Annotated in this window: 21 protein-coding genes and 1 tRNA gene; 10 read left to right on the top strand and 12 right to left on the bottom strand. The window is 72.6% G+C overall.

The window, feature by feature from the left end; genetic code table 11:
• Window positions 1-47: 47 nt before the first annotated feature.
• The 4 genes from mshC to OG956_RS29290 form a co-directional block, all read right to left on the bottom strand.
• Complete coding sequence (gene mshC / locus OG956_RS29305) at window positions 48-1,277, bottom strand: cysteine--1-D-myo-inosityl 2-amino-2-deoxy-alpha-D-glucopyranoside ligase (protein ID WP_330341010.1); 1,230 nt, start codon at window positions 1,275-1,277, stop codon at window positions 48-50.
• A 124-nt stretch (window positions 1,278-1,401) separates the two neighbouring features.
• A complete protein-coding gene (locus tag OG956_RS29300; protein ID WP_330341009.1) occupies window positions 1,402-2,241 on the bottom strand; it encodes an SCO1664 family protein in 840 nt (279 codons plus the stop codon).
• Window positions 2,205-2,795: a DUF3090 domain-containing protein gene (locus tag OG956_RS29295; protein ID WP_330341008.1), complete on the bottom strand. Its 591-nt coding sequence runs from the start codon at window positions 2,793-2,795 to the stop codon at window positions 2,205-2,207. The genes OG956_RS29300 and OG956_RS29295 overlap by 37 nt, the downstream gene beginning before the upstream one ends.
• A 98-nt stretch (window positions 2,796-2,893) precedes the next feature.
• The gene (locus OG956_RS29290) at window positions 2,894-3,580 is read right to left on the bottom strand and encodes a histidine phosphatase family protein (RefSeq protein WP_330341007.1); all 687 of its coding nucleotides are present in this window, start codon (window positions 3,578-3,580) and stop codon (window positions 2,894-2,896) included.
• A 62-nt stretch (window positions 3,581-3,642) separates the two neighbouring features.
• Between OG956_RS29290 and corA the strand changes: the two genes are divergently transcribed.
• Window positions 3,643-4,638 carry a magnesium/cobalt transporter CorA gene (gene corA / locus OG956_RS29285; protein WP_330341006.1) on the top strand — a complete coding sequence of 332 codons (996 nt, stop codon included), beginning with the start codon at window positions 3,643-3,645 and terminating at the stop codon, window positions 4,636-4,638.
• 16 nt (window positions 4,639-4,654) lie between these two features.
• On the opposite strand, the gene OG956_RS29280 is transcribed toward corA, so the two are convergent.
• Together OG956_RS29280 and OG956_RS29275 are read right to left on the bottom strand one after the other, a co-directional pair.
• The gene (locus OG956_RS29280; RefSeq protein ID WP_330341005.1) at window positions 4,655-5,443 is read right to left on the bottom strand and encodes a ferritin-like domain-containing protein; all 789 of its coding nucleotides are present in this window, start codon (window positions 5,441-5,443) and stop codon (window positions 4,655-4,657) included.
• A 255-nt stretch (window positions 5,444-5,698) separates the two neighbouring features.
• A complete protein-coding gene (locus OG956_RS29275) occupies window positions 5,699-6,754 on the bottom strand; it encodes an LLM class F420-dependent oxidoreductase (RefSeq protein ID WP_330341004.1) in 1,056 nt (351 codons plus the stop codon).
• 138 nt (window positions 6,755-6,892) lie between these two features.
• Here OG956_RS29275 and OG956_RS29270 point away from each other — a divergent pair, with 138 nt between their 5' ends.
• Both OG956_RS29270 and OG956_RS29265 read left to right on the top strand, forming a co-directional pair.
• Entirely contained in the window at window positions 6,893-7,876 is a 984-nt protein-coding gene (locus OG956_RS29270; protein ID WP_330341003.1) for an aldo/keto reductase, read from the top strand.
• On the top strand, window positions 7,873-10,413 hold the full coding sequence (locus OG956_RS29265) for a helix-hairpin-helix domain-containing protein (RefSeq protein ID WP_443065623.1): 2,541 nt from the start codon (window positions 7,873-7,875) through the stop codon (window positions 10,411-10,413). The genes OG956_RS29270 and OG956_RS29265 overlap by 4 nt, the downstream gene beginning before the upstream one ends.
• Before the next feature lie 199 nt (window positions 10,414-10,612).
• Here the strand turns inward: OG956_RS29265 and OG956_RS29260 are convergent, their stop codons facing one another.
• On the bottom strand, window positions 10,613-11,326 hold the full coding sequence (locus tag OG956_RS29260) for a hypothetical protein (protein ID WP_330341001.1): 714 nt from the start codon (window positions 11,324-11,326) through the stop codon (window positions 10,613-10,615).
• 47 nt (window positions 11,327-11,373) lie between these two features.
• Between OG956_RS29260 and OG956_RS29255 the strand changes: the two genes are divergently transcribed.
• The gene (locus tag OG956_RS29255) at window positions 11,374-11,562 is read left to right on the top strand and encodes a DUF5703 family protein (RefSeq protein ID WP_014671721.1); all 189 of its coding nucleotides are present in this window, start codon (window positions 11,374-11,376) and stop codon (window positions 11,560-11,562) included.
• Between the two features lie 67 nt (window positions 11,563-11,629).
• Here the strand turns inward: OG956_RS29255 and OG956_RS29250 are convergent, their stop codons facing one another.
• The 3 genes from OG956_RS29250 to OG956_RS29240 all read right to left on the bottom strand — a co-directional run bounded on the left by OG956_RS29250 (window position 11,630) and on the right by OG956_RS29240 (window position 14,358).
• On the bottom strand, window positions 11,630-12,457 hold the full coding sequence (locus tag OG956_RS29250) for a chaplin (RefSeq protein ID WP_330341000.1): 828 nt from the start codon (window positions 12,455-12,457) through the stop codon (window positions 11,630-11,632).
• A gap of 197 nt (window positions 12,458-12,654) precedes the next feature.
• Complete coding sequence (gene chpH, locus OG956_RS29245) at window positions 12,655-12,888, bottom strand: chaplin ChpH (protein ID WP_330340999.1); 234 nt, start codon at window positions 12,886-12,888, stop codon at window positions 12,655-12,657.
• Window positions 12,889-13,032: 144 nt separating this feature from the next.
• Window positions 13,033-14,358 (bottom strand): M20/M25/M40 family metallo-hydrolase, encoded by a 1,326-nt coding sequence (locus tag OG956_RS29240; protein WP_330340998.1) that lies wholly within the window; start codon window positions 14,356-14,358, stop codon window positions 13,033-13,035.
• Between the two features lie 214 nt (window positions 14,359-14,572).
• Between OG956_RS29240 and OG956_RS29235 the strand changes: the two genes are divergently transcribed.
• Together OG956_RS29235 and polX are read left to right on the top strand one after the other, a co-directional pair.
• Window positions 14,573-14,660, top strand: a tRNA-Leu gene (locus OG956_RS29235).
• A gap of 63 nt (window positions 14,661-14,723) precedes the next feature.
• Window positions 14,724-16,445 carry a DNA polymerase/3'-5' exonuclease PolX gene (polX, locus tag OG956_RS29230; protein WP_330340997.1) on the top strand — a complete coding sequence of 574 codons (1,722 nt, stop codon included), beginning with the start codon at window positions 14,724-14,726 and terminating at the stop codon, window positions 16,443-16,445.
• A 30-nt stretch (window positions 16,446-16,475) separates the two neighbouring features.
• Here the strand turns inward: polX and OG956_RS29225 are convergent, their stop codons facing one another.
• Complete coding sequence (locus tag OG956_RS29225) at window positions 16,476-16,790, bottom strand: dsRBD fold-containing protein (RefSeq protein WP_330340996.1); 315 nt, start codon at window positions 16,788-16,790, stop codon at window positions 16,476-16,478.
• Window positions 16,791-16,879: 89 nt separating this feature from the next.
• Between OG956_RS29225 and OG956_RS29220 the strand changes: the two genes are divergently transcribed.
• Complete coding sequence (locus OG956_RS29220; protein ID WP_330340995.1) at window positions 16,880-17,254, top strand: YchJ family protein; 375 nt, start codon at window positions 16,880-16,882, stop codon at window positions 17,252-17,254.
• Between the two features lie 20 nt (window positions 17,255-17,274).
• Here OG956_RS29220 and OG956_RS29215 read toward each other — a convergent pair whose 3' ends face one another.
• Complete coding sequence (locus tag OG956_RS29215) at window positions 17,275-17,976, bottom strand: FadR/GntR family transcriptional regulator (RefSeq protein WP_330340994.1); 702 nt, start codon at window positions 17,974-17,976, stop codon at window positions 17,275-17,277.
• Between the two features lie 141 nt (window positions 17,977-18,117).
• Here OG956_RS29215 and OG956_RS29210 point away from each other — a divergent pair, with 141 nt between their 5' ends.
• Genes OG956_RS29210 through OG956_RS29200 form a run of 3 tightly spaced genes read left to right on the top strand, consistent with a single transcriptional unit; the run spans window position 18,118 to window position 20,847 of the window.
• Window positions 18,118-18,636, top strand: coding sequence for a gluconokinase (locus tag OG956_RS29210; RefSeq protein WP_330340993.1), 519 nt, complete (start codon window positions 18,118-18,120; stop codon window positions 18,634-18,636).
• 41 nt (window positions 18,637-18,677) lie between these two features.
• Window positions 18,678-20,075, top strand: coding sequence for a GntT/GntP/DsdX family permease (locus tag OG956_RS29205; RefSeq protein ID WP_330340992.1), 1,398 nt, complete (start codon window positions 18,678-18,680; stop codon window positions 20,073-20,075).
• Window positions 20,076-20,085: 10 nt separating this feature from the next.
• Window positions 20,086-20,847 (top strand): SDR family oxidoreductase, encoded by a 762-nt coding sequence (locus OG956_RS29200; RefSeq protein WP_330340991.1) that lies wholly within the window; start codon window positions 20,086-20,088, stop codon window positions 20,845-20,847.

Below are 20,847 nucleotides of genomic sequence, written 5' to 3'. Positions count from 1 at the left end.
CGTGGTGCAGACGCGCCGAGGGTGCCGATTCGGGTTGTCGGACGGCTTTACAGGGCCACTCCGAGCAGCGCGTCCACTGCCCTCGTCACCAGGCCCGGTGCGCCCGTGTCCGTGCCGCCCTCCTGCTCCTGCCGGGCGGCCCAGCGGTCCACGGCCGTGAGCGCGGCGGGGGCGTCGAGGTCGTTCGCGAGGGCCTCGCGGACCTCCTCGACCAGCGCGTCAGCGGACGGGCCGTCGGGGCGGGAGACGGCGGAGCGCCAGCGGGCGAGGCGTGCTTCGGCGTCGTGGAGGACCTGGTCGGTCCATTCCCAGTCGGCGCGGTAGTGGTGGGCCAGCAGAGCGAGGCGGATGGCGGCCGGGTCGACGCCGTCGCGGCGGAGCTGCGAGACGAAGACCAGGTTGCCCTTGGACTTGGACATCTTCTCGCCGTTCAGGGCGACCATGCCGGCGTGGACGTAGGCCTTGGCCATGGGGAACTCGCCGGTGAGCACCTGGGCGTGCGAGGCGCCCATCTCGTGGTGCGGGAAGGCGAGGTCGGAGCCGCCGCCCTGGACGTCGAAGCCCATGCCGAGGTGGTCCAGCGCGATGGCCACGCACTCGATGTGCCAGCCGGGCCGGCCCCGCCCGAGGGTGCCGCCGTCCCAGCTGGGCTCGCCCTCGCGGGCCGCCATCCACAGCATCGGGTCCAGCGGGTTCTTCTTGCCCGGACGGTCCGGGTCGCCGCCGCGCTCGGCGGACAGCAGCCGCATGGCGGCCGCGTCGAGGTGCGAGACCTTGCCGAAGTTCGGGTCGGACTCGACGGAGAAGTAGATGTCGCCCTCCAGCTCGTAGGCCGCGCCGAGGTCGCGCAGCCGCTCCACGAGCGGGACGATCCCGGGTATGGCCTCCACGGCGCCTATGTAGTGCCGCGGCGGGAGCATCCTGAGGGCGGTCATGTCCTCACGGAACAGGGCCGTCTCCTTCTCGGCGAGGGCGACCCAGTCGACGCCGTCCCGGTCCGCGCGCTCCAGCAGCGGATCGTCGACGTCGGTGACGTTCTGGACGTAGTGAACCTGCCGCTTGGTGTCGAGCCACACGCGCTGAACGAGGTCGAACGCGTTGTAGGTCGCCGCGTGACCCATGTGGGTCGCGTCGTACGGGGTGATGCCGCAGACGTAGAGACGGGCGACGGGACCGGGGTCGAGGGTGACCGGACCGCCGGTCGCGGTGTCGTGGATCCTCAGGTCGCGGCCCTGACCAGGCAGGGCGGGGACCTCGGAAGCGGGCCAGGCATGCATGTACCTGAGCCTAACCGGCCGCCTGCTGCGCATACGAACGGGATCGCGCCGGATGGCCGGTTGTACGGTCTTGTACCTTCGCGGCCGATGTGCTTGCGCGCCGGGCCTCTTGAAACCCCGCCGCCTACACGGGAGGCCAGGGGATGGCCGGCCACTCGCCGCCCGGCTCCGGGTGCACTCCCGTGGTCAGCAGCGCCTCCACACGCGCGCGCGTGGCGTCGATCTCGGCCGGGGTGATCAGCGCGGCCAGCCGCTCGCCCAGCGGCCCGTCGAGGGCCCCCTGGAGCCCTTTGAGGACCTCGACGGCCTCGTCGGTCAGCGGTTCCCCGGCCCAGCCCCACAGCAGCGTGCGGAGCTTGTTCTCGACGTTGAAGGTGACGCCGTGGTCGATGCCGTAGAGCCGGCCGTCGGGGGTGGGCAGCAGATGGCCGCCCTTGCGGTCGGCGTTGTTGATCACCGCGTCGAGGACGGCGAGCCGGCGCAGCCGCTCGTCGTCGGCGTGCACCAGCAGGGCGGTGCGGCCCTCGCCGACGTCGGCCAGGCCGATCGCCCTCCAGCCCGGCTCCGGTTCCTCGGCGTCGACCAGCGCGAGCAGCTCCGCCTCGGCCTGGACGTCGATCCACAGCTGGCACATGCCCTCGCCGTACGGGCCGTCGCGCAGCACGGTCGGCGGGACCAGGCCCCAGCCCGTGGCCTCGGAGACCTCGTAGGCGGCCACCTCGCGGGCGGCCAGGGTGCCGTCGGGGAAGTCCCACAGCGGGCGCTCCCCGGCGACCGGCTTGTAGACGCAGGACGCCTCGCGGCCGTCGAGGGCGATGGTGCAGAACAGCGCGGCGTTGGACGCCTCGCGGATCCGGCCGCGCACGGTCAGCTCACCGCGCGCGAGCAGCTCGGCGGCGGCCGGGCCGGCTGCGGCGTCGGTGGGCGTCACGCTCCGCGGCGGTATCCGTTCTGGCGCGGACATACGTGTCCTTCCGGATCGAGCGGGAGGCTGCACAGCGGGCACGGCGGCCTTCCGGCGTTGACGACGTCGAGGGCGCGCTTGGCGAAGGCACGGGCCTGCGCGCCGGTCAGCCGGACCCGCAGCATCGGGGGTCCGTTCTCCTCGTCCTGGAGCAGCCGCTCCTCGGCCTCGGCGAGGTCCTCCTCGGTGTCGGCGTCCAGCTCCACCAGGGCCTGCGCCTCGACGATCATGCGCTGTTCCTCGCCGTCCCAGGCCAGCGCCATGGTGCCGACCCGGAACTCCTCCTCGATGGGGGTCTCCAGCGGGGCGGTGTCGGCGATCTCGGTGGGTGCCACGGCGGGGACGGCGGCGCTGCCGCCACTGCGCCGTACGACCTCGTCGAGCAGTTCGTCCATGCGCTCGGCGAGCGCGGCGACCTGGGTCTTCTCCAGAGCCACGCTGGTCACCCGGGAGCCTGCGGTGGCCTGGAGGAAGAACGTACGGCGTCCGGGCAGTCCGACCGTGCCGGCCACGAAGCGGTCCGGCTGGTCGTAGAGGAACACCTGACGGGACACGTCCTGTCTCCAGTGAGAGTGGGTTCGAGTGGTTCGGGGCTGCGGGCCACAGCGGATCGGCGACGGTGCGGATCGCTTCACCCTACTGCGGCCGACGATCACGGTGCGCCCGCACCGCCTCCGACCGGTGCGTCGCCCTCACCAGGTTCCTCGCGCGGGGCGAGGGAAGCGAAATCCCCGGTGTCGCCGAGGCGAACGAGAAATGGCCGCAACCGGGTGTAGCGGATCGCGGTGACGGAACACGGTTCCACGGAGATCCGCTGAAAGAGGTCGAGGTGCAGTCCGAGGGCGTCGGCGACGAGGGACTTGATGATGTCACCGTGGGAGCACATGAGATACACGGCGTCGGCGCCGTGGTCGCGCTCCACGCGCGCGTTCCACTCGCGTACGGCCTCGGCGGCGCGGGTCTGCATGGCGCGCATCGACTCACCGCCGGGGAAGGCGGCGGCCGACGGGTGGGCCTGGACGACCTCCATCAGCGGCTCGTCCTTGAGCTCGGCGAGCTTGCGGCCGGACCAGTCGCCGTAGTGGCACTCCCCGATCCGCTCGTCGGTGTGGGCGCGCAGGCCGGGGCGGGCCTCGAGCAGCGGCCGCACGGTCTCCTGGCAGCGCTGCAGGGGGCTGGTGACGACCTCGGAGATCGGCAGGGCGGCGAGCCGTGCGGGCAGGGCGGCGGCCTGGGCGGCGCCGCGCTCGTCCAGGGCGACGCCCGGCGTCCAGCCGGCGAGGACACCGGAGGTGTTGGCGGTGGAGCGTCCGTGCCGGACGAGGATCAGCGTGGGCATGCCGCCCAGCGTAGGGGTATCAGCACATGAACCGGGGAACGGCCGAAGGGAGAATGCGCTCCGTGATCGTCGACTGCGCCATCTACCGGCACGGGCACCGTACCGAGGGACCGGACGACTTCTCCGACGCGCTGGCCGATGCTCGCGCGGCCGGCGGGTTCGTGTGGATCGGTCTGCACGAACCGTCCGAGCGGGAGTTCGACCTGGTCACGCAGGAGTTCGGGCTGCATCCGCTGGCCGTGGAGGACGCCCTCAAGGCGCATCAGCGGCCCAAGCTCGAGGTGTACGACGACTCGCTGTTCATGGTGCTGAAACCGGTCGTGTACGAGCCGCGCAGCGACACCGTCTCGGCAGGCGAGATCATGGTCTTCGTCGGCGACTGCTTCGTGGTCACCGTCCGTCACGGCGAGGGCTCGCCGCTGGCGGCCGTGCGGCGCCGGCTGGAGGACGAGCCGGACATGCTGGACAAGGGTCCGACCGCCGTGCTGTACGCGATCTCCGACGCGATCGTCGACCACTATCTGGAGGTGGCGACGGAGCTGGGGACCGACCTGGAGGAGCTGGAGGCGGAGGTGTTCCTGCCGGAGGGCGGCGGCTCGCGGGGCACCGCGTCGCGGATCTACGGCTTCAAGCGGCAGGTGCTGGAGTTCCGCCGGGCCACCGGCCCGCTGGCGCTGCCGCTGAGCCGGCTGGCGGGCACCGGGCAGTTCGGCGCCCCCGTGCCGTTCGTGCACGACAAGGCGCGCCCGTTCTTCCGGGACGTGGGCGACCACCTCGCGCGCGTGAACGAGTCCGTGGAGGCCCTGGACCGGCTGGTGTCGGACGTGCTGTCGGCCCATCTGGCGCAGATGAGCGTGCGGCAGAACGACGACATGCGCAAGATCTCGGCGTGGGCGGCGATGGCCGCGGTGCCGACGATGATCGCGGGCATCTACGGCATGAACTTCGACCACATGCCGGAGCTGCACTGGCTGTGGTCGTATCCGGCGGTGATCCTCGTGATGGCGGCGCTGGAGGTGCTGCTGTACCGCCTGTTCAAGCGCCGCGGCTGGCTGTGAGGCGGCTCCGCGCCGCTCAGGCGAACTCGCGGGCGGAGGCGGCGGGGCCGCCGAGGGGGTCGCGGCGGGCCGGCATGCGCAGAGTGACCATGCGGCGCCGGCCGGCGAGGAGTTCGTAGGCGTACACGGCGTGGATGCCGGCGGCGAGGAGGGCGTACCGGGCGCGGGACCAGCCGAGGATGCGGCGCATGTGGGCCATCACCGCGAGGCTGACGTCCCGGTGGACGCGGATCTCGGCGAGGGCGCAGGCGCGCAGGGTGCGCCGGATCAGCGGGCCGTGCCCGGCGGCGGCGAACCGCAGCAGCTCCTCGTGGGTGTAGGCGAGGTGCTTGTCCTCGTCGTCGGCGATCATCCGGACGGCCCGGCCGATCTCGGGGTGGTCGGCGAAGTGCTCGAGCAGCAGCCTCATCTGCTCGGCGGCGCGCTGTTCGGTGACGCGGCTGTGGGCGAGGTAGACGATGATGTCCCGCTCGGTGAGCGGCTCGTCCCGCCGGAGCCTGTCGTGGGCGAGGCCGATGCCGCGCCGCTCCAGCAGCATCGTGTAGTCCGTCTCGGGCGGTACGGCGACGGGGGTGAGACCGCGCTTCCTCATCAGCGCGAGGAAGATGCGTCCGTGCTTGTCCTCGTCGGCGCCGTGCCGGGCGATCTTCGGGGCCATGGCGCGTTCGCCGAGCGGGACCAGCGCCGCGATCCGCCCGTTCTCCCAGCCGCCCTGGGACTCCCCGCCTGCGGCGATGGAGCAGAACAGCCGGAACGACTCGTCGTGGTAGAGGATCTCCTGGAACAGACTCCTGGCCGACAGCATGGACGCCACCTCTCCCGCACGCCTGCGCACCGGTGCGCCGCAGTCCGCGACGCCTTCGCGGGCTTCCGCGAAGAACGAGTCAATGGCGGCCGCAGGGGGGCCGCAACACGGGTGCGCGCCGGCTGGGCCGAAAGGCCGAAAGAAGCGACGCCGGAGTCGTAACCGCACGGCGCCCGGACCGTTGTTCCGGGTGACGGCCGTGGCGGGGAAGACCCCCCGAGCCCCCACCACGGCCGCTGAAGCTCCCGCCGGTGCCTAGGCCAGGCCGGCGCGTTCCAGGGCCTCGATGCCGGCCCGCAGCGAGGCGAGTCGCTCCTCCAGGGTGAAGCCGGCCGGGGACAGGCTGAGCGTGGTGACGCCGGCGGCGGCGTAGGCCTTCATCCGGTCGGCGATGCGGTCGACGGACCCGAGCAGTGTCGTCCGGTCGATGAGGTCCTGCGGGACCGCCGCGGCGGCGCCCTGCTTGTCCCCCGCCAGGTACTTCTGCTGGATCTCCGCGGCCTCCTTCTCGTATCCCATGCGCCGGGCGAGCTGGTTGTAGAAGTTCTGCTTGGCACTGCCCATGCCGCCGACGTACAGCGCGGTGTAGGGGCGGAACGTGTCGGCGAGGCGGGCCACGTCCTTGTCGTCGCCGACGGCGATCGGCAGGGTCGGGCAGACGTCGAAGCCGTCGAGGGTCCTGCCCGCCTTCTCGCGCCCCGCGCGCAGGTGCCTGAGGGTGGTCTCCTCCAGGTCGTCGGCGGAGGGGAAGATCAGCAGGGCGCCGTCGGCGATCTCGCCGGTCTGCTCCAGGTTCTTCGGCCCGATCGCCGCGATGTAGAGCGGGATGTGCTCGCGCTGCGGGTGCACGGTCAGCTTGATCGGCTTGCCCGGGCCGCCGGGCAGCGGCAGCGTCCAGTGCTCGCCCTCGTACGTCAGCCGCTCCCGGGTCATGGCCTTGCGCACGATCTCCACGTACTCGCGGGTCCGGGCGAGCGGCTTGTCGAACTTGACGCCGTACCAGCCCTCGGAGACCTGCGGGCCGGAGACGCCGAGGCCGAGCCGGAAGCGGCCGCCGGAGAGCGAGTCGAGCGTCGCGGCGGTCATCGCGGTCATCGCGGGCTGCCGGGCGGGGATCTGGAAGATGGCCGAGCCGACGTCGATGCGCTCGGTCTGCGCGGCGACCCAGGACAGCACGGTCGCCGCGTCGGATCCGTAGGCCTCGGCGGCCCAGCACACGGAGAAGCCCAGCCGGTCGGCCTCCTGGGCCACGGCCAGATTGTCCCCGTCCATTCCGGCACCCCAGTAGCCGAGGTTGATCCCGAGCTGCATCGCCGACTCCTCTTACCGGTGAGTAACGTCCCTGTCGGGGGTGACACTAGCGCCTCGCCACCCGCCCAGCCACGGCGCGGGGCACCGGTTGTCCACAGGCCACCCACCGCACCGGTCCTGGCCAGTAATCTCGCCCGCATGGAGCAGAGGCATCTCGGCCGTACCGGCCTGCGCGTGTCCCGGATCGGGCTCGGCACCCTCACCTGGGGCCGGGACACCGACGAGCACGACGCCGCAGACATGCTGAAGGCGTTCTGGGAGGCCGGCGGGACCCTCGTCGACACCGCCGACGTGTACGCCGACGGGGAGGCGGAGTACCTGCTCGGGCGGCTGATGGACGGCCTGGTGCCGCGCCGGGACCTGGTGATCTCCACCAAGGCCGGCAGCGTGCCCGACCCCGACCGCCGTTTCGACGGCTCCCGCGGCCATCTGCTCGCCGCGCTCGACGCCTCCCTGGCCCGCCTGGGCACGGAGTACGTCGACCTGTGGCACGTCCACGCCTACGACCCTCAGACCCCGCTGGAGGAGACCCTCCAGGCGCTGGACATAGCGGTCGGCAGCGGCCGCGCGCGGTACGCGGGCGTCTCGAACTTCTGCGGCTGGCAGCTCGCCAAGGCCGCCACCTGGCAGCTCGCGGCGCCGGGCACACGCACCCGCCTGGCCAGCACGCAGATGGAGTACTCCCTGCTGCAGCGGGGCGTGGAGCGGGAGGTGCTGCCCGCCGCGCTGGATCTCGGCGTGGGTCTGCTGCCCTCCTCGCCGCTCGGCCGGGGCGTGCTGACCGGCAAGTACCGGCACACCACGCCCCCGGACTCGCGCGGCGCCTCCGAGCACCTCGCGCCGTTCGTCGAGCCGTATCTGGACGACACGGCGAGCCGCATCGTGGACGCGGTGACGACGGCCGCCGACGGGCTCGCGGTCACCCCGCTGCAGGTGGCCCTCGCCTGGGTCCGGGACCGGCCCGGCGTGGCGGCGCCGATCGTCGGCGCGCGCAACGCACAGCAGCTCACGGCGGCGTTGTCAGTGGAGGCCCTTAGTCTTCCTGACGAGATCTGCCGGGCGCTGGACGATGTGTCGGCGCCCGTGCACCGCTATCCCGATCACGACTGGAGCACGCTGTGAGCACGGAGCCGGAGACCACGGAGAAAGCCGGGCCGGGGACACCGGACGTTCCGGAGACCGCCGGGCAGAAGGCGACCCCCGGGCAGAGCCGTGCGGACGCCGGCGCCGGTGCGGGGCAGAGGCCTGCGGGGACCGGGGACAGCGGGTCCGGCACCGGGAGCGAAGGCACGGAGGCGGCAGGGGCTGCCCGGGGCGCAGGGGCAGACGTGGCCGGAGGAGCGAGCGACGCGGACACGCGCGAGGGCCGGGCCGAGAGCGACGCGGGCCCGGGCGGCGCCGAGAGCGGCACGGACGCGGGCGACGCCGAGGCAGGGTCGGGCACGGACGCGGGCCCGGGCGGCGCGGAGGGCGGGTCGGGCGCGAGCGATAACGCCGACGGCGGGGCCGAAGGCAGGGGCGGTCTTCGCGCGGGCGACGCCGAAGGCGAGGGCGGTGCCGGTGACGCGTCGCAGTTGTCCGAGGCCGAGGCCGAGTTGGCGGCGCAGCGGCTCGAGCGGGAGCGGATCGAGCGGCGCAAGGCCGAGAAGAAGGGCCGGATCGAAAGCGGCGCCAAGCTCAGCGGCAAGGCGGCCGACCTCCTCGCCGCGGTGCGGGCGGTGGAGAGCGGCGAGAAGCCGGTGGCCGCGGTGTTCGCCGAGCCCACGCCGGCGCCGCGCCGCCCGGCCCCCGAGCCCGTGCGCCGCCCGCAGCCCGTCCCCGCCGCGCCCGCGGGCGTTCCGGCCGCCGCGCCCGCGCCGGAGACCGTCGAGGCCGTCCGCCGGGTGCTGGCCGAGGGCGGCGCGCCCGAGGCCCTCGCTCCCCAGGTGGCCGCTGCGCTCGGCGAGGGCGCCGACGCCGTGCTGCGCGAGGACCCCTGGCAGCTGCTGCGGATCGGCGGTGTACGGCCCGACCAGGCCGACGGTTTCGCGCGGGCGCTGCTCGGCGCCGCCTGCGGGCCGGGCGACGAGCGGCGGGGCCGTGCGATCACCGTCTGGCTGCTGGAGCAGGCGGCCCTGGCCGGGCACACCGCGCTGGAGCTGCCCACGCTCACCGCGGCCCTGGCCCGGCAGAGCGTGCCGGACCCGGACGCGGCGGTGCAGAGCACGCTCGCGGAGGGCGAGGCCCTGGCGTTCCAGGACGCCCTGGAGGAGCCGGGGGCGGCGGCCCCGCAGGCGGCCGGCGGCGGCGACGGCGAGGACGAGCGCCCGGTCCGGGTCCTCGTCGGCCTGGAGCGGTACGCACTGGCCGAGGAGAGCCTCGCCGACGGACTGGCCCGGCTGGTCAACTCGCCGTCCAAGGAGAGCGAGCAGGCCTGGGCGTCGGCTGCGGGCGCCCTGTCCGGCGGCGCCGCCGAGCTGGCCCGCGCGGTCGCCGGACACGGGCTGGTGCTGCACACCGGCGGAGAGGCCGCCCGCGCGGAACCGGCCGCGCTGCTCGCCGCGGCGCGCGCCGCGGGCCTGCGGGCCTTCGCCGTCTGCCACACTCCCGACGGCTGCCGCCGCCTCACCGCCACCCTCGCGGCCACAGCCCCGGCCCGGCCCGACGCGGGCACGGACGCCGGCGCCGGGCCGGAGGAGCACGCGCACCCCTCCTCCGCCACCGAGCTCGGCGTGGGCACGGTCGCCGGGCTGCTGGCCGGTGCGGAGGGGCCGGGGCGGGACGCGGACGGGACGCTGGAGCTGGATCTGCTGGTGGTGCTGGACGCGCCGCAGCTCGACGTGGAGAGCGCGGCGACGCTGGTGGAGTCGCTGCCCGACGGGGCCCGGCTGGTGCTCAGCGGCGACCCGGCGCTGCTCTGGTCGGCCGGGCCGGGGCGGGTCTTCGCCGACCTCCTCGCCGCACGCGTCGTCCCGCAGATCGCCTCGCGCATCCCCGACCCGGGGCCGATCGGCGAGCTGGTCTCCGGCATCGGCATCGGCGAGCTGAACCAGGTCGCCGCTCCGGGCAAGGAGATCGTCATCGTCCCGGTGCGGGACGCGGGCGAGGCCGTGCACCGGACGGTCCAGCTGGTCGCGGACTCGGTGCCGCGGGCGATCGGCGTACCGCCCGACCAGACGGTGGTGATCACACCGGGCCACGGCGGTGCGGCGGGCACCCGCGCCCTCAACTCCGCGCTCAAGGAGCGCCTCAACCCCGGCCCCGGCCGCTTCGGCGGCTTCGACCCCGGCGACCGGATCGCCTACTCCCCCGCCCCGGGCCGTACGGTGCCGGGCGTGGTGGTGAAGGCCGACGCGGACGGGCTGCACCTGACGTGCGCGGGCGTCCCGGTGGTCGTACCCCGCGAGCGGGTGGAGAGCGCCGTACGGCACGGCTGGGCGCTGACCGCGCACCAGGCGGTGGGCGCGCGCTGGCCGGCGGCGGTCGTGGTGCTGCCCGGCGACGCGGCGCAGGCCCTCAGCAGGCCCTGGGTCTACACGGCGTTCGGCCGGGCGGAGCGGCATCTGTCCGTGGTGCACGGCGTGGAGCAGGCCCTGCCGAAGGCGGTGGCGGAGACCCCGGCCAAGCCCCGCACCACCCGGCTGCAGACGCTGCTGCGCACCCAGGTGCCGGCGAGCTGAGCTGACCCGGGCCGCGCATCCCGTTCCGGCCGCGCAAGCTGTCCGCGGCCGGAACGGCGACCAGCCTTGGGGTGCGGAACCGGCAGCGCCGCACCGGCCTCCGGCCGCACAGCACCGCCGTGCGCACAGCACCGCCGTGCGCACAGCGCCGCCGGCCGCCGTCGCCCTCACTTCTCGAGGCGCTCACCCTTCGGCGCACTCACCTCTGGACGTTCTCGACCTCGTCGTCTTCGGCCTCATCCTCGTCCTCGACCTCATCCTCGTCCTCGACGAATTCGAGGTCGTCCTCCTCGTCGGAGTCGTCCTCGTCGTCGAAGACCGCGCTGACGTCGAACCGGCACACCACTCCTTGCGGGTCGATGTGCTCGAACGGCGCGTCCAGCCACTCCCCCGCCTCGGGGGCCTCCTCCGCCGCGGTGACCCAGAGCGTCGAGTCGCCCTCCTCCAGGCCGAACTCCTTGTGCCGGGAGGCGATCTCGTCGGGTTCGAACTCGCCGAACAGGATGCCGAGCGCGCCCGGAACCGTCCCGGCGGCCTCCTCGGACAGGCCGCCCGGGGCCTCGTACTCCGCCGCCTCGACCCGCTGCGCCTGCGCCAGCAGCCGCTGCGGTTCCACCACGGCGTAGTCGCGGCGGATCAGCACGCTGATCGCGTGCGGTTCCTCGGGGCCCGCGTACGGCGGCAGCTCCTCCGCACCGGGGATCTCGAAGGGCGTGACCTCGTCGTAACGGTCGTAGAGCAGCTCGTCGTACACCTCGGCGGCCGCGGCCAGCTGGTTGAACGCCTCCAGCACGGCCGGGTCGTCCTCCCCCGACCTGCGTTCGACCGCGGCCAGATGACGGTCGAGCGCGGTCTTGATCGCCTCGGCGGCGGCGCGTACCTCGGCAGCGGTGGGCTGCGCAGCATCAGACATACTGCAGACGCTATCCGTACCGGGCCCCAGCCCGCACAATAGATGCGATGCCGGAATACGAATTTGTCGACGTGTACGTGCCTCGCGGGGTGTCCCGCAAGGAGGCGACGCGTCTGCTGACGGACCATGCCGAGTACGGACACTGGGAGTTGGACCGACTGAGCCTGCTGCGTGACGGCAGCCGCAGGGTGCGGTTGCGCCGGCGGATCATCCGCCAGGTGCGGGCCACGTGGTGAGACAGGCCGTCTGAACGGAGCGGGCCCCGCCATGCCGGCGGGGCCCGCTCCGTTTCCGGCGTGCCCGCTAGGCCATGGACCGGGCCCTGCGGTAGAGCACCGCGCCCGCGAGGAGCGCGCCCGCGCCGACGGGCAGCGCGAGACCCAGCGGCAGATCGCTGCCGGTGTGCGCGAGCTGGGCGCCGGTCAGCGGCTGGGCGGAGTGCCCGCCCGTCTGCTTGACCTGGGTCGACCCGTGGGGGCCGCCGGGCGTGTGCCCGCCCTGGCCGGGCGGGGTCGCCGGGGTGCCGGGGTGGGTCGGCCCGCCCGGCTGGTGCGGGGTGCCGGGGTGGCCCGGATGACCGGGGTGTCCCGGGTGGCCAGGATGGCCGGGGTGGCCAGGATGGCCCGGGTGGCCCGGATGACCTGGGTGGCCTGGGTGACCGGGTTGTCCCGGCTGCCCGGGCGGGTTGCCGTGGCCGTGGCCTGCGTTGCCGCAGTCGTTGCCCGTGGCGGCGTTGCCGGCTCCGATGACGTTGACGCTGTTGCCGCAGACGTTCACCGGAGCGTCGATCGGCACCTGCACCGTGTTGCCGGAGCCCACGCCGGGCGAGCCCGAGGTGTGGCCGCCCGCGTGCGAGCCGCCGGAGCCGCCGTGGCCCGCCGGAGTGCCGCCGTGGTTGGCGCATGTGTTGCCCACGGACGGGTTGAGCAGCCCGACGACGTTCACGGTGTTGCCGCACACATTCACCGGCACGTGCACCGGCGCCTGCACCGTGTTGCCGGACAGTACGCCGGGTGAGCCGGCGGCGGCGCCGGACGCGCCCGCGTCGGCGTGGGCGTAGCCGCTCACAGCGGCGATCACACCGGTCGCGGCGGCCATGGTCATCAGGCCCTTTCGGGTCCCTTGTCGCATGCTGAGTTCCCCCCTGCCTTCGTTTTCCCGATAAGCGACCGGCCCGGAAGAGATCCAAAGAGATCCAAAGAGATCCAAAAAAGAACGGGCCGATCGAAAAGGCCGGTCGGCCTCGGAGTGCGTGGCGCGCGCTCCGAGGCCGACGGCTCGTCAAGGACGCTCCCTCGGGACCGACGGTCCCCTCCAGGGAGCCGGCGTCAGTGGTTGACGCAGGTGTTGCCGAAGGCGGGGTTCAGGAGCCCGATCACGTTGACCGTGTTGCCGCAGACGTTCACCGGCACGTGCACGGGCACCTGGACGACGTTGCCGGAGACGACACCCGGGGACTGCACGGCGGCACCCTGGGCACCGGAGTCGGCGACAGCGAGGCCCGCGCCCGCGAGAACCAGCCCACCGGTGGCAGCCGCAGCAGCGACGACCTTCTTGATCATTATTCCTCCTTGTTGGCAAAGCGATCCCAAGGTGCGGGATCGCATCACCTGTAACGAGGAGGGAGTAATGGGGCTACGAGCTTATGGTCCGATTCACCCTTCTCAGTCACCCTCGCACGGCCGCCCGAATTCCCCCGGCAGACCTCACGACGCGTCGAGGAACCGGTCGAGCACCCGCACGCCGAACCGCAGCCCGTCCACCGGCACCCGCTCGTCCACGCCGTGGAACATGCCGGCGAAGTCCAGCTCCGGCGGCAGCTTCAGGGGTGCGAAGCCGAAGTGGCGGATGCCGAGGTCGTCGAAGGACTTGGCGTCGGTTCCGCCGGAGAGCATGTAGGGGATCGCCTTGGCGGTGGGGTCCTCGGCGAGCAGCGCGGACTGCATGGCCTCCACCAGCGCTCCGTCGAAGCCGGTCTCGACGGCCTTGTCGGCGTGCACGTCCTCGCGGCGGACGTTCGGCCCGAGCAGCCGGTCGAGGTCGGCGAGGAACTCCTCCTCGTGGCCGGGCAGGAAGCGGCCGTCGATGTGCGCGGTGGCCTCGCCGGGGATGACGTTGACCTTGTAACCGGCGTTCAGCTGGGTCGGGTTGGCGGTGTTGCTCAGGGTCGCGCCGATCAGCTTGGCGATGCCGCCGAGCTTGGCCAGGGTGGAATCCATGTCCTCCGGGTCCAGCTCGGTGCCGAGCGCGTCGCCCAGCTCGTCCAGGAAGGCCCGGGTGGTCTTGGTGACCCGCACCGGGAACCTGTGGCGGCCGACCCGGGCGACGGCCTCGGACAGCTCGGTGATGGCGTTGTCCCGGTGGATCATCGAGCCGTGCCCGGCCGTGCCGGCGACGGTCAGCTTCATCCAGTGCATGCCCTTCTCGGCCGTCTGGATCAGATAGAGCCGCCGCTGCTCGCTGACGGTGAAGGAGAAGCCGCCGACCTCGCTGATCGCCTCGGTGACCCCCTCGAACAGCTCGGGGTGGTGGTCGACCAGGTAGCGGGCGCCGTAGGTGCCGCCGGCCTCCTCGTCGGCGAGGAAGGCGACGACGACGTCCCGCGGGGGCCGCCGGCCGCTGCGGAGCCGGTCGCGCACGACCGCGAGGGTCATGGCGTCCATGTCCTTCATGTCGACCGCGCCACGCCCCCAGACGCAGCCGTCGGCGATCTCTCCGGAGAACGGGTCGTGGGTCCAGTCGACGGCGTTGGCCGGTACGACGTCCAGGTGGCCGTGGATCAGCAGCGCGGGCCGGGACGTGTCCTCGCCCTCGATGCGGGCCACCGTGGAGGCGCGGCCGGGGTGCGACTCGTAGATCTTCGGCTCGAGCCCCACCTCGGCGAGCTTCTCGGCGACCCACTCGGCGGCCTGGCGCTCGCCGGGGCCCGAGTGGTCGCCGTAGTTGCTGGTGTCGAACCTGATCAGCTCGCGGCAGAGGTCCACGACCTCGTCCTCGCCGGTGACGTTCCTGGTCGTGCCCGTGTCGCTCACGTGCTTCCTCCCGCGCTGTCGCTGCTGGTGGTCCTCCACATCCTCCCTCCGTCCCGCCCGCGGCCCAAGACCGGTGCCCACCCGTCACACGCCGTTCACGCACCACCGGCGCCGGGGACCGGGGTGATCGGCCACCTCCGAAAGCCTGGTAATGTTTCCTTCGTCGCCGCGAGGGAAACCCCGCCGAAAGGGTCCCGAGCACGACAGACACCTTGTCCGGGTGGCGGAATGGCAGACGCGCTAGCTTGAGGTGCTAGTGCCCTTTATCGGGCGTGGGGGTTCAAGTCCCCCCTCGGACACCAGCGAGGCCCCTGCTCAGCAGGGGCCTTTTGCTTCTCCCCGCGGCCGGGTCCCACACTTGAGGGGTGGCCCGGCCCAATGACGAGGTCGAGGCGCTCCTGCAGGAGTACGCGGACCTCATCGCGATCACCGGAGGCGACGCCTTCAAGGCGCGCGCCTACGAGAAGGCCGCGCGTGCCATCGGCGGGTATCCGGCCGACATCTCCACGCTCGACGAGGACGGGCTGAGGGAGATCCCGAACGTGGGGAAGTCGATCGCCGACAAGGTGGCCGAGTACCTGCGCACGGGGAAGATGGCGGTGGTCGAGGAGCGGCGGGCGAAGATCCCCGCCGGGGTGCGGGAGCTGATCACGATTCCCACCCTGGGCCCGAAGAAGGCGCTGCGGCTCTACGAGGACCTGCACATCTCGTCGGTGAACGAGCTGGCGGCGGCGATCGAGGCGGACGCGCTGGCCGATCTGAAGGGCTTCGGCGAGAAGACGCAGGAGAACATCCGGCACGGCATCGAACTGCTGCAGCGGGCGGGCGCCCGGGTGCCGCTGTCGCTGGCGCTGGACACCGCAGAGGAGATCGTCGCCGAGCTGTCCGGGGTGACCGGGTGCACGCGCTGCGCGTACGCGGGCTCGCTGCGGCGGATGCGGGAGACCGTGGGTGATCTGGATCTCCTGGTCGCGGCGAAGAGGTCGGAGCCGTTCATGGCGGCGCTGTGCGAGCTGCCGGCCACCGCGGAGGTCATCGCGCGGGGTTCGAAGAAGACGTCGATCCGCACCGGCAGGGGGCTCCAGGTCGACCTGCGGGTGGTGCCGCCGGAGTCGTGGGGCGCCGCCATGCAGTACTTCACCGGTTCCAAGGCGCACAACATCCGTACCCGCACCATCGCCGTGCACCAGGGGCTGAAGCTGTCCGAGTACGGCCTGTTCGACGCGGAGAGCGGGGAGTCGCTGGCCTCGCGGACCGAGCAGGAGGTGTACGCCCGGCTCGGGCTGCCGTGGATCGCGCCGGCGCTGCGGGAGGACCGCGGGGAGATCGAGGCGGCCCTGAACGGTGAGCTGCCCGAGGTGGTGACGGAGCAGGACATCCGCGGTGACCTGCACACCCACACCGATCTCACCGACGGCCTGGCCCCGCTGGAGGAGATGGTGGCGGCCGCCGCCGAGCGCGGTCACGCGTACTACGCGGTCACCGACCACGCGCCGAACCTGTACATGCAGCGCATGACCGACGAGAAGATCCTCGCCCAGCGGGAGCGGGTGCGGGAGCTGGACGGCGCGCACCGCAGGATGCGGCTGCTGCACGGCACGGAGCTGAACATCGACCCGGACGGCGGGGTGGACTGGCCGGACGACTTCCTGGCCGGCTTCGACCTGTGCGTGGCCTCGCTGCACTCGCACTTCGACCTGGACAGGAAGGCGATGACCCGGCGGCTGGTGCGGGCCTGCGAGCACCCGTGCGTGAACATCATCGGGCACCCCACGACCCGGCTGATCGGCAAACGGCCGGGGGTCGACGCCGACTGGGACGAGGTGTTCGCGGCCTGCGCGCGCACCGGCACCGCACTGGAGGTCAACGCCCAGCCGGACCGCCTGGACCTGCGCGACGAGGACATCCTGCGCGCGCGGGAGCACGGGGTGAGGTTCGCCGTGAACACCGACGCGCACTCCATCCCGCACCTGGCGCAGCTGCGCTACGGCGTCGGCACCGCGCAGCGCGGCTGGCTCACCAAGGACGACGTGATCAACACCTGGCCGCTGACGAGGCTGCGCCGGTTCCTGCGCAAGGGCCGGTGACGGCGGATGGCGCGGGACCGGTGCGGAGAGTCACTCGCGGTCGAGCCACAGCGGTGACAGGTCCTCCTCGGCGTCGGCCGCTCCGACCGCCCTGATGTCCCCGTCGGCGGCGCGCAGCAGCCTGCGGCCCATGGCGATCAGGGCGCGTCCGGCGGCGAGTTCGTCGCCTATCTCGGGCACGTCGGGGTCGTAGGGGTTGCGGCGGGCCTCTGCGTGGCTCTCCAGGACGTTGTCGCCGGTGTCCAGGACGATCCGGGCGGTGGTCTCCGGATCGTGCTCGGAGAGGTACAGGTTCAGCCGCCATTCCTTGACGGCCGGAGGACGGCTCATCGCGGGTCGGGTCATCGTCGTCCGCCTCCCTGGGCTGCACTGCCCTTCCACTGTGCACCCGGCCGGGGGCGGACGCCTCCTGTCGTGCGGGCAGAATGTGGCCCATGACCTCGCGTGCCTGCCCCTGCGGACTCCCCCGGCCCTACGACGCCTGCTGCGGCCGGTTCCACACGGGGGCCGCGAGCGCGCCGACCGCGGAGGCGCTGATGCGCTCGCGGTACAGCGCGTTCGTGACGGGGGACGCCGGGTATCTGCTGCGCACCTGGCATCCGCGGACCCGGCCGGAGCGGCTGGAGCTCGATCCGCGGATGCGGTGGACGGGGCTGGAGATCCTGGACACCACCGGCGGGTCCGCCTTCCACACCACGGGCACAGTGACCTTCCGCGCCTCCTACCGGGGCGGTTCGCTGCACGAGCGCAGCCGGTTCGAGCGGGTCGGCGGGGCATGGGTGTACGTGGACGGGGACTTCCTGGACTGAGGCCGCACCTGGTGTGCGGACTAGGGCGCCAGGATGTCCAGTTCCTGGAGGGCGCCCACGGTGATCTGCCGGGTCAGCTCCTCGGCGCGGGTGGCGTCGCCCGCGCGGACGGCCTCCGCCACCTGTACGTGCAGGGTGACCGCCGCCGGGTCGGGGTCCTCGAACATGACCTCGTGATGGGTGCGGCCGGCGAGGACCTCCGCGACGACGTCGCCGAGCCGGGCGAACATCTCGTTGCCCGAGGCGTTCAGGATGACCCGGTGGAAGGCGATGTCGTGGACCAGGTACTCCTCGAGCCGGTGGCCGCGTGAGTTGGCCACCATGCCGAGCGCGCACTCGGTGAGTTCGGCGCACTGTCCGGCCGTGGCGTGCTTGGCGGTGAGCCCGGCGGCGACCGGTTCGATCGCGCAGCGCAGCACGGTCAGCGAGCGCAGCTGGTGCGGGCGGTCGGCGCCCGCCAGACGCCAGCGGATGACCTGCGGGTCGTAGACGTTCCACTCGGACTTCGGGCGGACGGTGACGCCGACGCGGCGGCGGGACTCCACGAGGTGCATGGACTCGAGGACCCGGACCGCCTCGCGCATCACGGAGCGTGACACCTCGAAGTGCTGTGCCAGCTCGTCGGTACGCAGCACGCTGCCCGGCGGGTACTCGCCCGCCGTGATCGCGGGGCCGAGGGTGTCCAGTACACGGCCGTGCAGCCCCCGGCCCGGTGTGGTCATGCACTCAGCGTACGGCGTGGATCACCGGCCGAAAAAGTCAGACTTATATGTCACAGACTCTTGAATTCGTCGTACCTAATGGGTTTCAGTGTGGCGACGCCGCCGTGGCGTCGGATGTCGAGGAAGACAGCGAGGCAGTACATGCGAACCCCCCAGGTCGTCGTCGTGATGGGCGTCGCGGGGACGGGCAAGACCACGATCGGTCCCCTGCTCGCCGCGCGGCTGGGCGTCCCGTACGCCGAGGGCGACGACTTCCACCCGCAGGCCAACATCGACAAGATGTCGGCCGGGATCCCGCTCGACGACAGCGACCGGTGGCCCTGGCTGGACGCCATCGGCCAGTGGGCGCACGGGCGGGCCGGACTGGGCGGGGTGGTCAGCAGTTCCGCGCTGAAGCGGTCGTACCGCGACCGGCTCAGGGCCGCCGCTCCCGGCGTGGTGTTCGTGCACCTCACCGGGGACCGGAAGCTGATCGAGGAGCGGATGGCGCAGCGGCAGGGACACTTCATGCCGACCGCGTTGCTGGACTCCCAGTTCGCCACGCTGGAGCCGCTGGGCCCGGACGAGGCGGGAGTCGCCGTGGACGTCGCCGGCGGCCCGCAGGAGATCACCGAGCGTGCCGCGAAGGCACTCGAGGCGCTTCCCGACACCACCGCGTAGCACTCACCCCCGTCCCCCCCCCGTAACGCAAGGGAACACCCGTGACCAGACTCAGCGTCGAGATGCTGGCAGCGGACGCGCCTCCGCCGATCACCTCCGCCGGACACGCCCAGCTGGGCATCGCCGTCCTGGTGGGCATCGCCGTAATCGTCCTGCTCATCACCAAGTTCAAGCTCCATGCCTTCCTGGCGCTGACCATCGGGTCGCTGGCGCTCGGGGCGGCCGCCGGGGCACCGCTCGACAAGGCCATCACCAGCTTCACCACCGGGCTCGGCTCCACGGTGGCCGGCGTGGGCGTCCTGATCGCGCTCGGGGCGATCCTGGGCAAGCTCCTCGCCGACTCCGGCGGCGCCGACCAGATCGTGGACACGATCCTCGCCAAGGCGGGGGGCCGGGCCATGCCGTGGGCGATGGTGCTGATCGCCTCCGTGATCGGCCTGCCGCTGTTCTTCGAGGTCGGGATCGTGCTGCTGATCCCGGTCGTGCTCATGGTCGCCAAGCGCGGCAACTACTCCCTGATGCGCATCGGCATCCCGGCGCTCGCCGGTCTGTCCGTGATGCACGGCCTGATCCCGCCGCACCCCGGCCCGCTGGTCGCGATCGACGCGCTCAAGGCCAACCTGGGCGTGACCCTGGCGCTCGGCATCCTCGTCGCCATACCGTCGGTGATCATCGCCGGTCCGCTGTTCTCGAAGGTCGCGGCCCGCTGGGTGGACGTCCAGGCGCCCGAGCGGATGCTGCCGCAGCGTCCCTCGGAGGAGCTGCAGCGCCGTCCGGGCTTCGGCGCGACCCTGTCGACGGTGCTGCTGCCCGTGGTGCTGATGCTGCTCAAGGCCCTGGTGGACATCGTCGTGGACGACCCGGCGGACCACACCCAGCGCGTCTTCGACGTCATCGGCTCCCCGATGATCGCCCTGCTCGCCGCCGTGCTCGTCGGCTTCTTCACGCTGGGCCGGCCCGCCGGGTTCAGCAAGGAGCGGCTGCAGCAGACCGTCGAGAAGGGTCTGATGCCGATCGCCGGCATCCTGCTGATCGTCGGCGCGGGCGGCGGCTTCAAGCAGACGCTGATCGACTCCGGCGTGGGCCAGATGATCCTGGACGTCTCCAGGCACTGGTCGATCCCGGCGGTGCTGCTCGCCTGGCTGATCGCCGTGGTGATCCGGCTGGCGACGGGCTCGGCGACGGTGGCGACGGTCTCCGCCGCCGGTCTGATCGCCCCGCTCGCGGCCGGCACGTCGACCACCCACACCGCCCTGCTCGTCCTGGCGATCGGCGCCGGCTCGCTCTTCTTCAGCTTCGTCAACGACGCCGGCTTCTGGCTGGTGAAGGAGTACTTCGGGCTGAGCGTCGGGCAGACCGTGAAGACCTGGTCGATCATGGAGACCATCCTCTCGGTGGTCGCCGGCGGTCTGGTCCTGGTCCTGTCGCTGATCATCTAGGAGTACGGCGATGAGTCACCCGCTCTTCGACATCGCCGGCCGCACCGCCCTGGTCACCGGCTCCAGCCGGGGCATCGGCCTCGCGCTGGCCCGGGGCCTGGCCGAGGCCGGCTGCACGGTGGTCCTCAACGGGCGCGACCCGGACCGGCTGGCCGAGGCGGCCCGCGAACTGCCCGGGGACCGGATCCACACCGCGGTGTTCGACGTGACCGACGGGTCGTCCGTGGCCGCCGGGATCGCGGACGTCGAGGAGCGGGTGGGCCCGCTCGACATCCTCGTCAACAACGCGGGCATGCAACTGCGCGCGCCCCTGCTGGAGTTCACCGACGCCGACTGGCACCGGATCCTGGACACCAACCTCACCAGCGCGTTCCTCGTCGGCCGCGAGGCCGCCCGGCGGATGACGCGGCGCGGCCACGGCAAAATCGTCAACATCTGCTCGCTGCAGAGCGAGGTCGTCCGGCCCGGCATCGCGCCGTACGCGGCGACCAAGGGCGCGCTGAAGATGCTCACCAAGGGCATGTGCGCGGACTGGGGGCCGTACGGCGTGCAGGTCAACGGGCTCGGGCCCGGCTACATCGAGACCGAGCTGACCCGGCCGCTGGTGGCGGACGAGGAGTTCAGCGCCTGGGTCCGCCGGCGCACCCCGGCCGGCCGCTGGGGCCGCACCGAGGACCTGGTGGGCGGCCTGCTCTTCCTCGCCTCGCCGGCCGCGGACTTCGTCGGCGGTCAGGTCCTGTACGTCGACGGCGGCATGACGAGCGTCCTGTGA

It is taken from the genome of Streptomyces sp. NBC_00557, assembly GCF_036345995.1.
Lineage (GTDB): Bacteria > Actinomycetota > Actinomycetes > Streptomycetales > Streptomycetaceae > Streptomyces.
Note: the sequence above shows the minus strand (reverse complement) of the source record. Positions and strands in the feature narration are given on the sequence as shown.

What these genes read in the sequence shown, in the direction of transcription:
- mshC (WP_330341010.1), bottom strand. Translation starts at nt 1,277, where the DNA reads ATGCATGCCTGGCCCGCTTCCGAGGTCCCCGCCCTGCCTGGTCAGGGC.
- OG956_RS29300 (WP_330341009.1), bottom strand. Translation starts at nt 2,241, where the DNA reads ATGTCCGCGCCAGAACGGATACCGCCGCGGAGCGTGACGCCCACCGAC.
- OG956_RS29290 (WP_330341007.1), bottom strand. Translation starts at nt 3,580, where the DNA reads ATGCCCACGCTGATCCTCGTCCGGCACGGACGCTCCACCGCCAACACC.
- OG956_RS29280 (WP_330341005.1), bottom strand. Translation starts at nt 5,443, where the DNA reads ATGCTGTCGGCCAGGAGTCTGTTCCAGGAGATCCTCTACCACGACGAG.
- OG956_RS29275 (WP_330341004.1), bottom strand. Translation starts at nt 6,754, where the DNA reads ATGCAGCTCGGGATCAACCTCGGCTACTGGGGTGCCGGAATGGACGGG.
- OG956_RS29270 (WP_330341003.1), top strand. Translation starts at nt 6,893, where the DNA reads ATGGAGCAGAGGCATCTCGGCCGTACCGGCCTGCGCGTGTCCCGGATC.
- OG956_RS29260 (WP_330341001.1), bottom strand. Translation starts at nt 11,326, where the DNA reads ATGTCTGATGCTGCGCAGCCCACCGCTGCCGAGGTACGCGCCGCCGCC.
- OG956_RS29255 (WP_014671721.1), top strand. Translation starts at nt 11,374, where the DNA reads ATGCCGGAATACGAATTTGTCGACGTGTACGTGCCTCGCGGGGTGTCC.
- OG956_RS29250 (WP_330341000.1), bottom strand. Translation starts at nt 12,457, where the DNA reads ATGCGACAAGGGACCCGAAAGGGCCTGATGACCATGGCCGCCGCGACC.
- chpH (WP_330340999.1), bottom strand. Translation starts at nt 12,888, where the DNA reads ATGATCAAGAAGGTCGTCGCTGCTGCGGCTGCCACCGGTGGGCTGGTT.
- OG956_RS29225 (WP_330340996.1), bottom strand. Translation starts at nt 16,790, where the DNA reads ATGACCCGACCCGCGATGAGCCGTCCTCCGGCCGTCAAGGAATGGCGG.
- OG956_RS29220 (WP_330340995.1), top strand. Translation starts at nt 16,880, where the DNA reads ATGACCTCGCGTGCCTGCCCCTGCGGACTCCCCCGGCCCTACGACGCC.
- OG956_RS29215 (WP_330340994.1), bottom strand. Translation starts at nt 17,976, where the DNA reads ATGACCACACCGGGCCGGGGGCTGCACGGCCGTGTACTGGACACCCTC.
- OG956_RS29210 (WP_330340993.1), top strand. Translation starts at nt 18,118, where the DNA reads ATGCGAACCCCCCAGGTCGTCGTCGTGATGGGCGTCGCGGGGACGGGC.
- OG956_RS29200 (WP_330340991.1), top strand. Translation starts at nt 20,086, where the DNA reads ATGAGTCACCCGCTCTTCGACATCGCCGGCCGCACCGCCCTGGTCACC.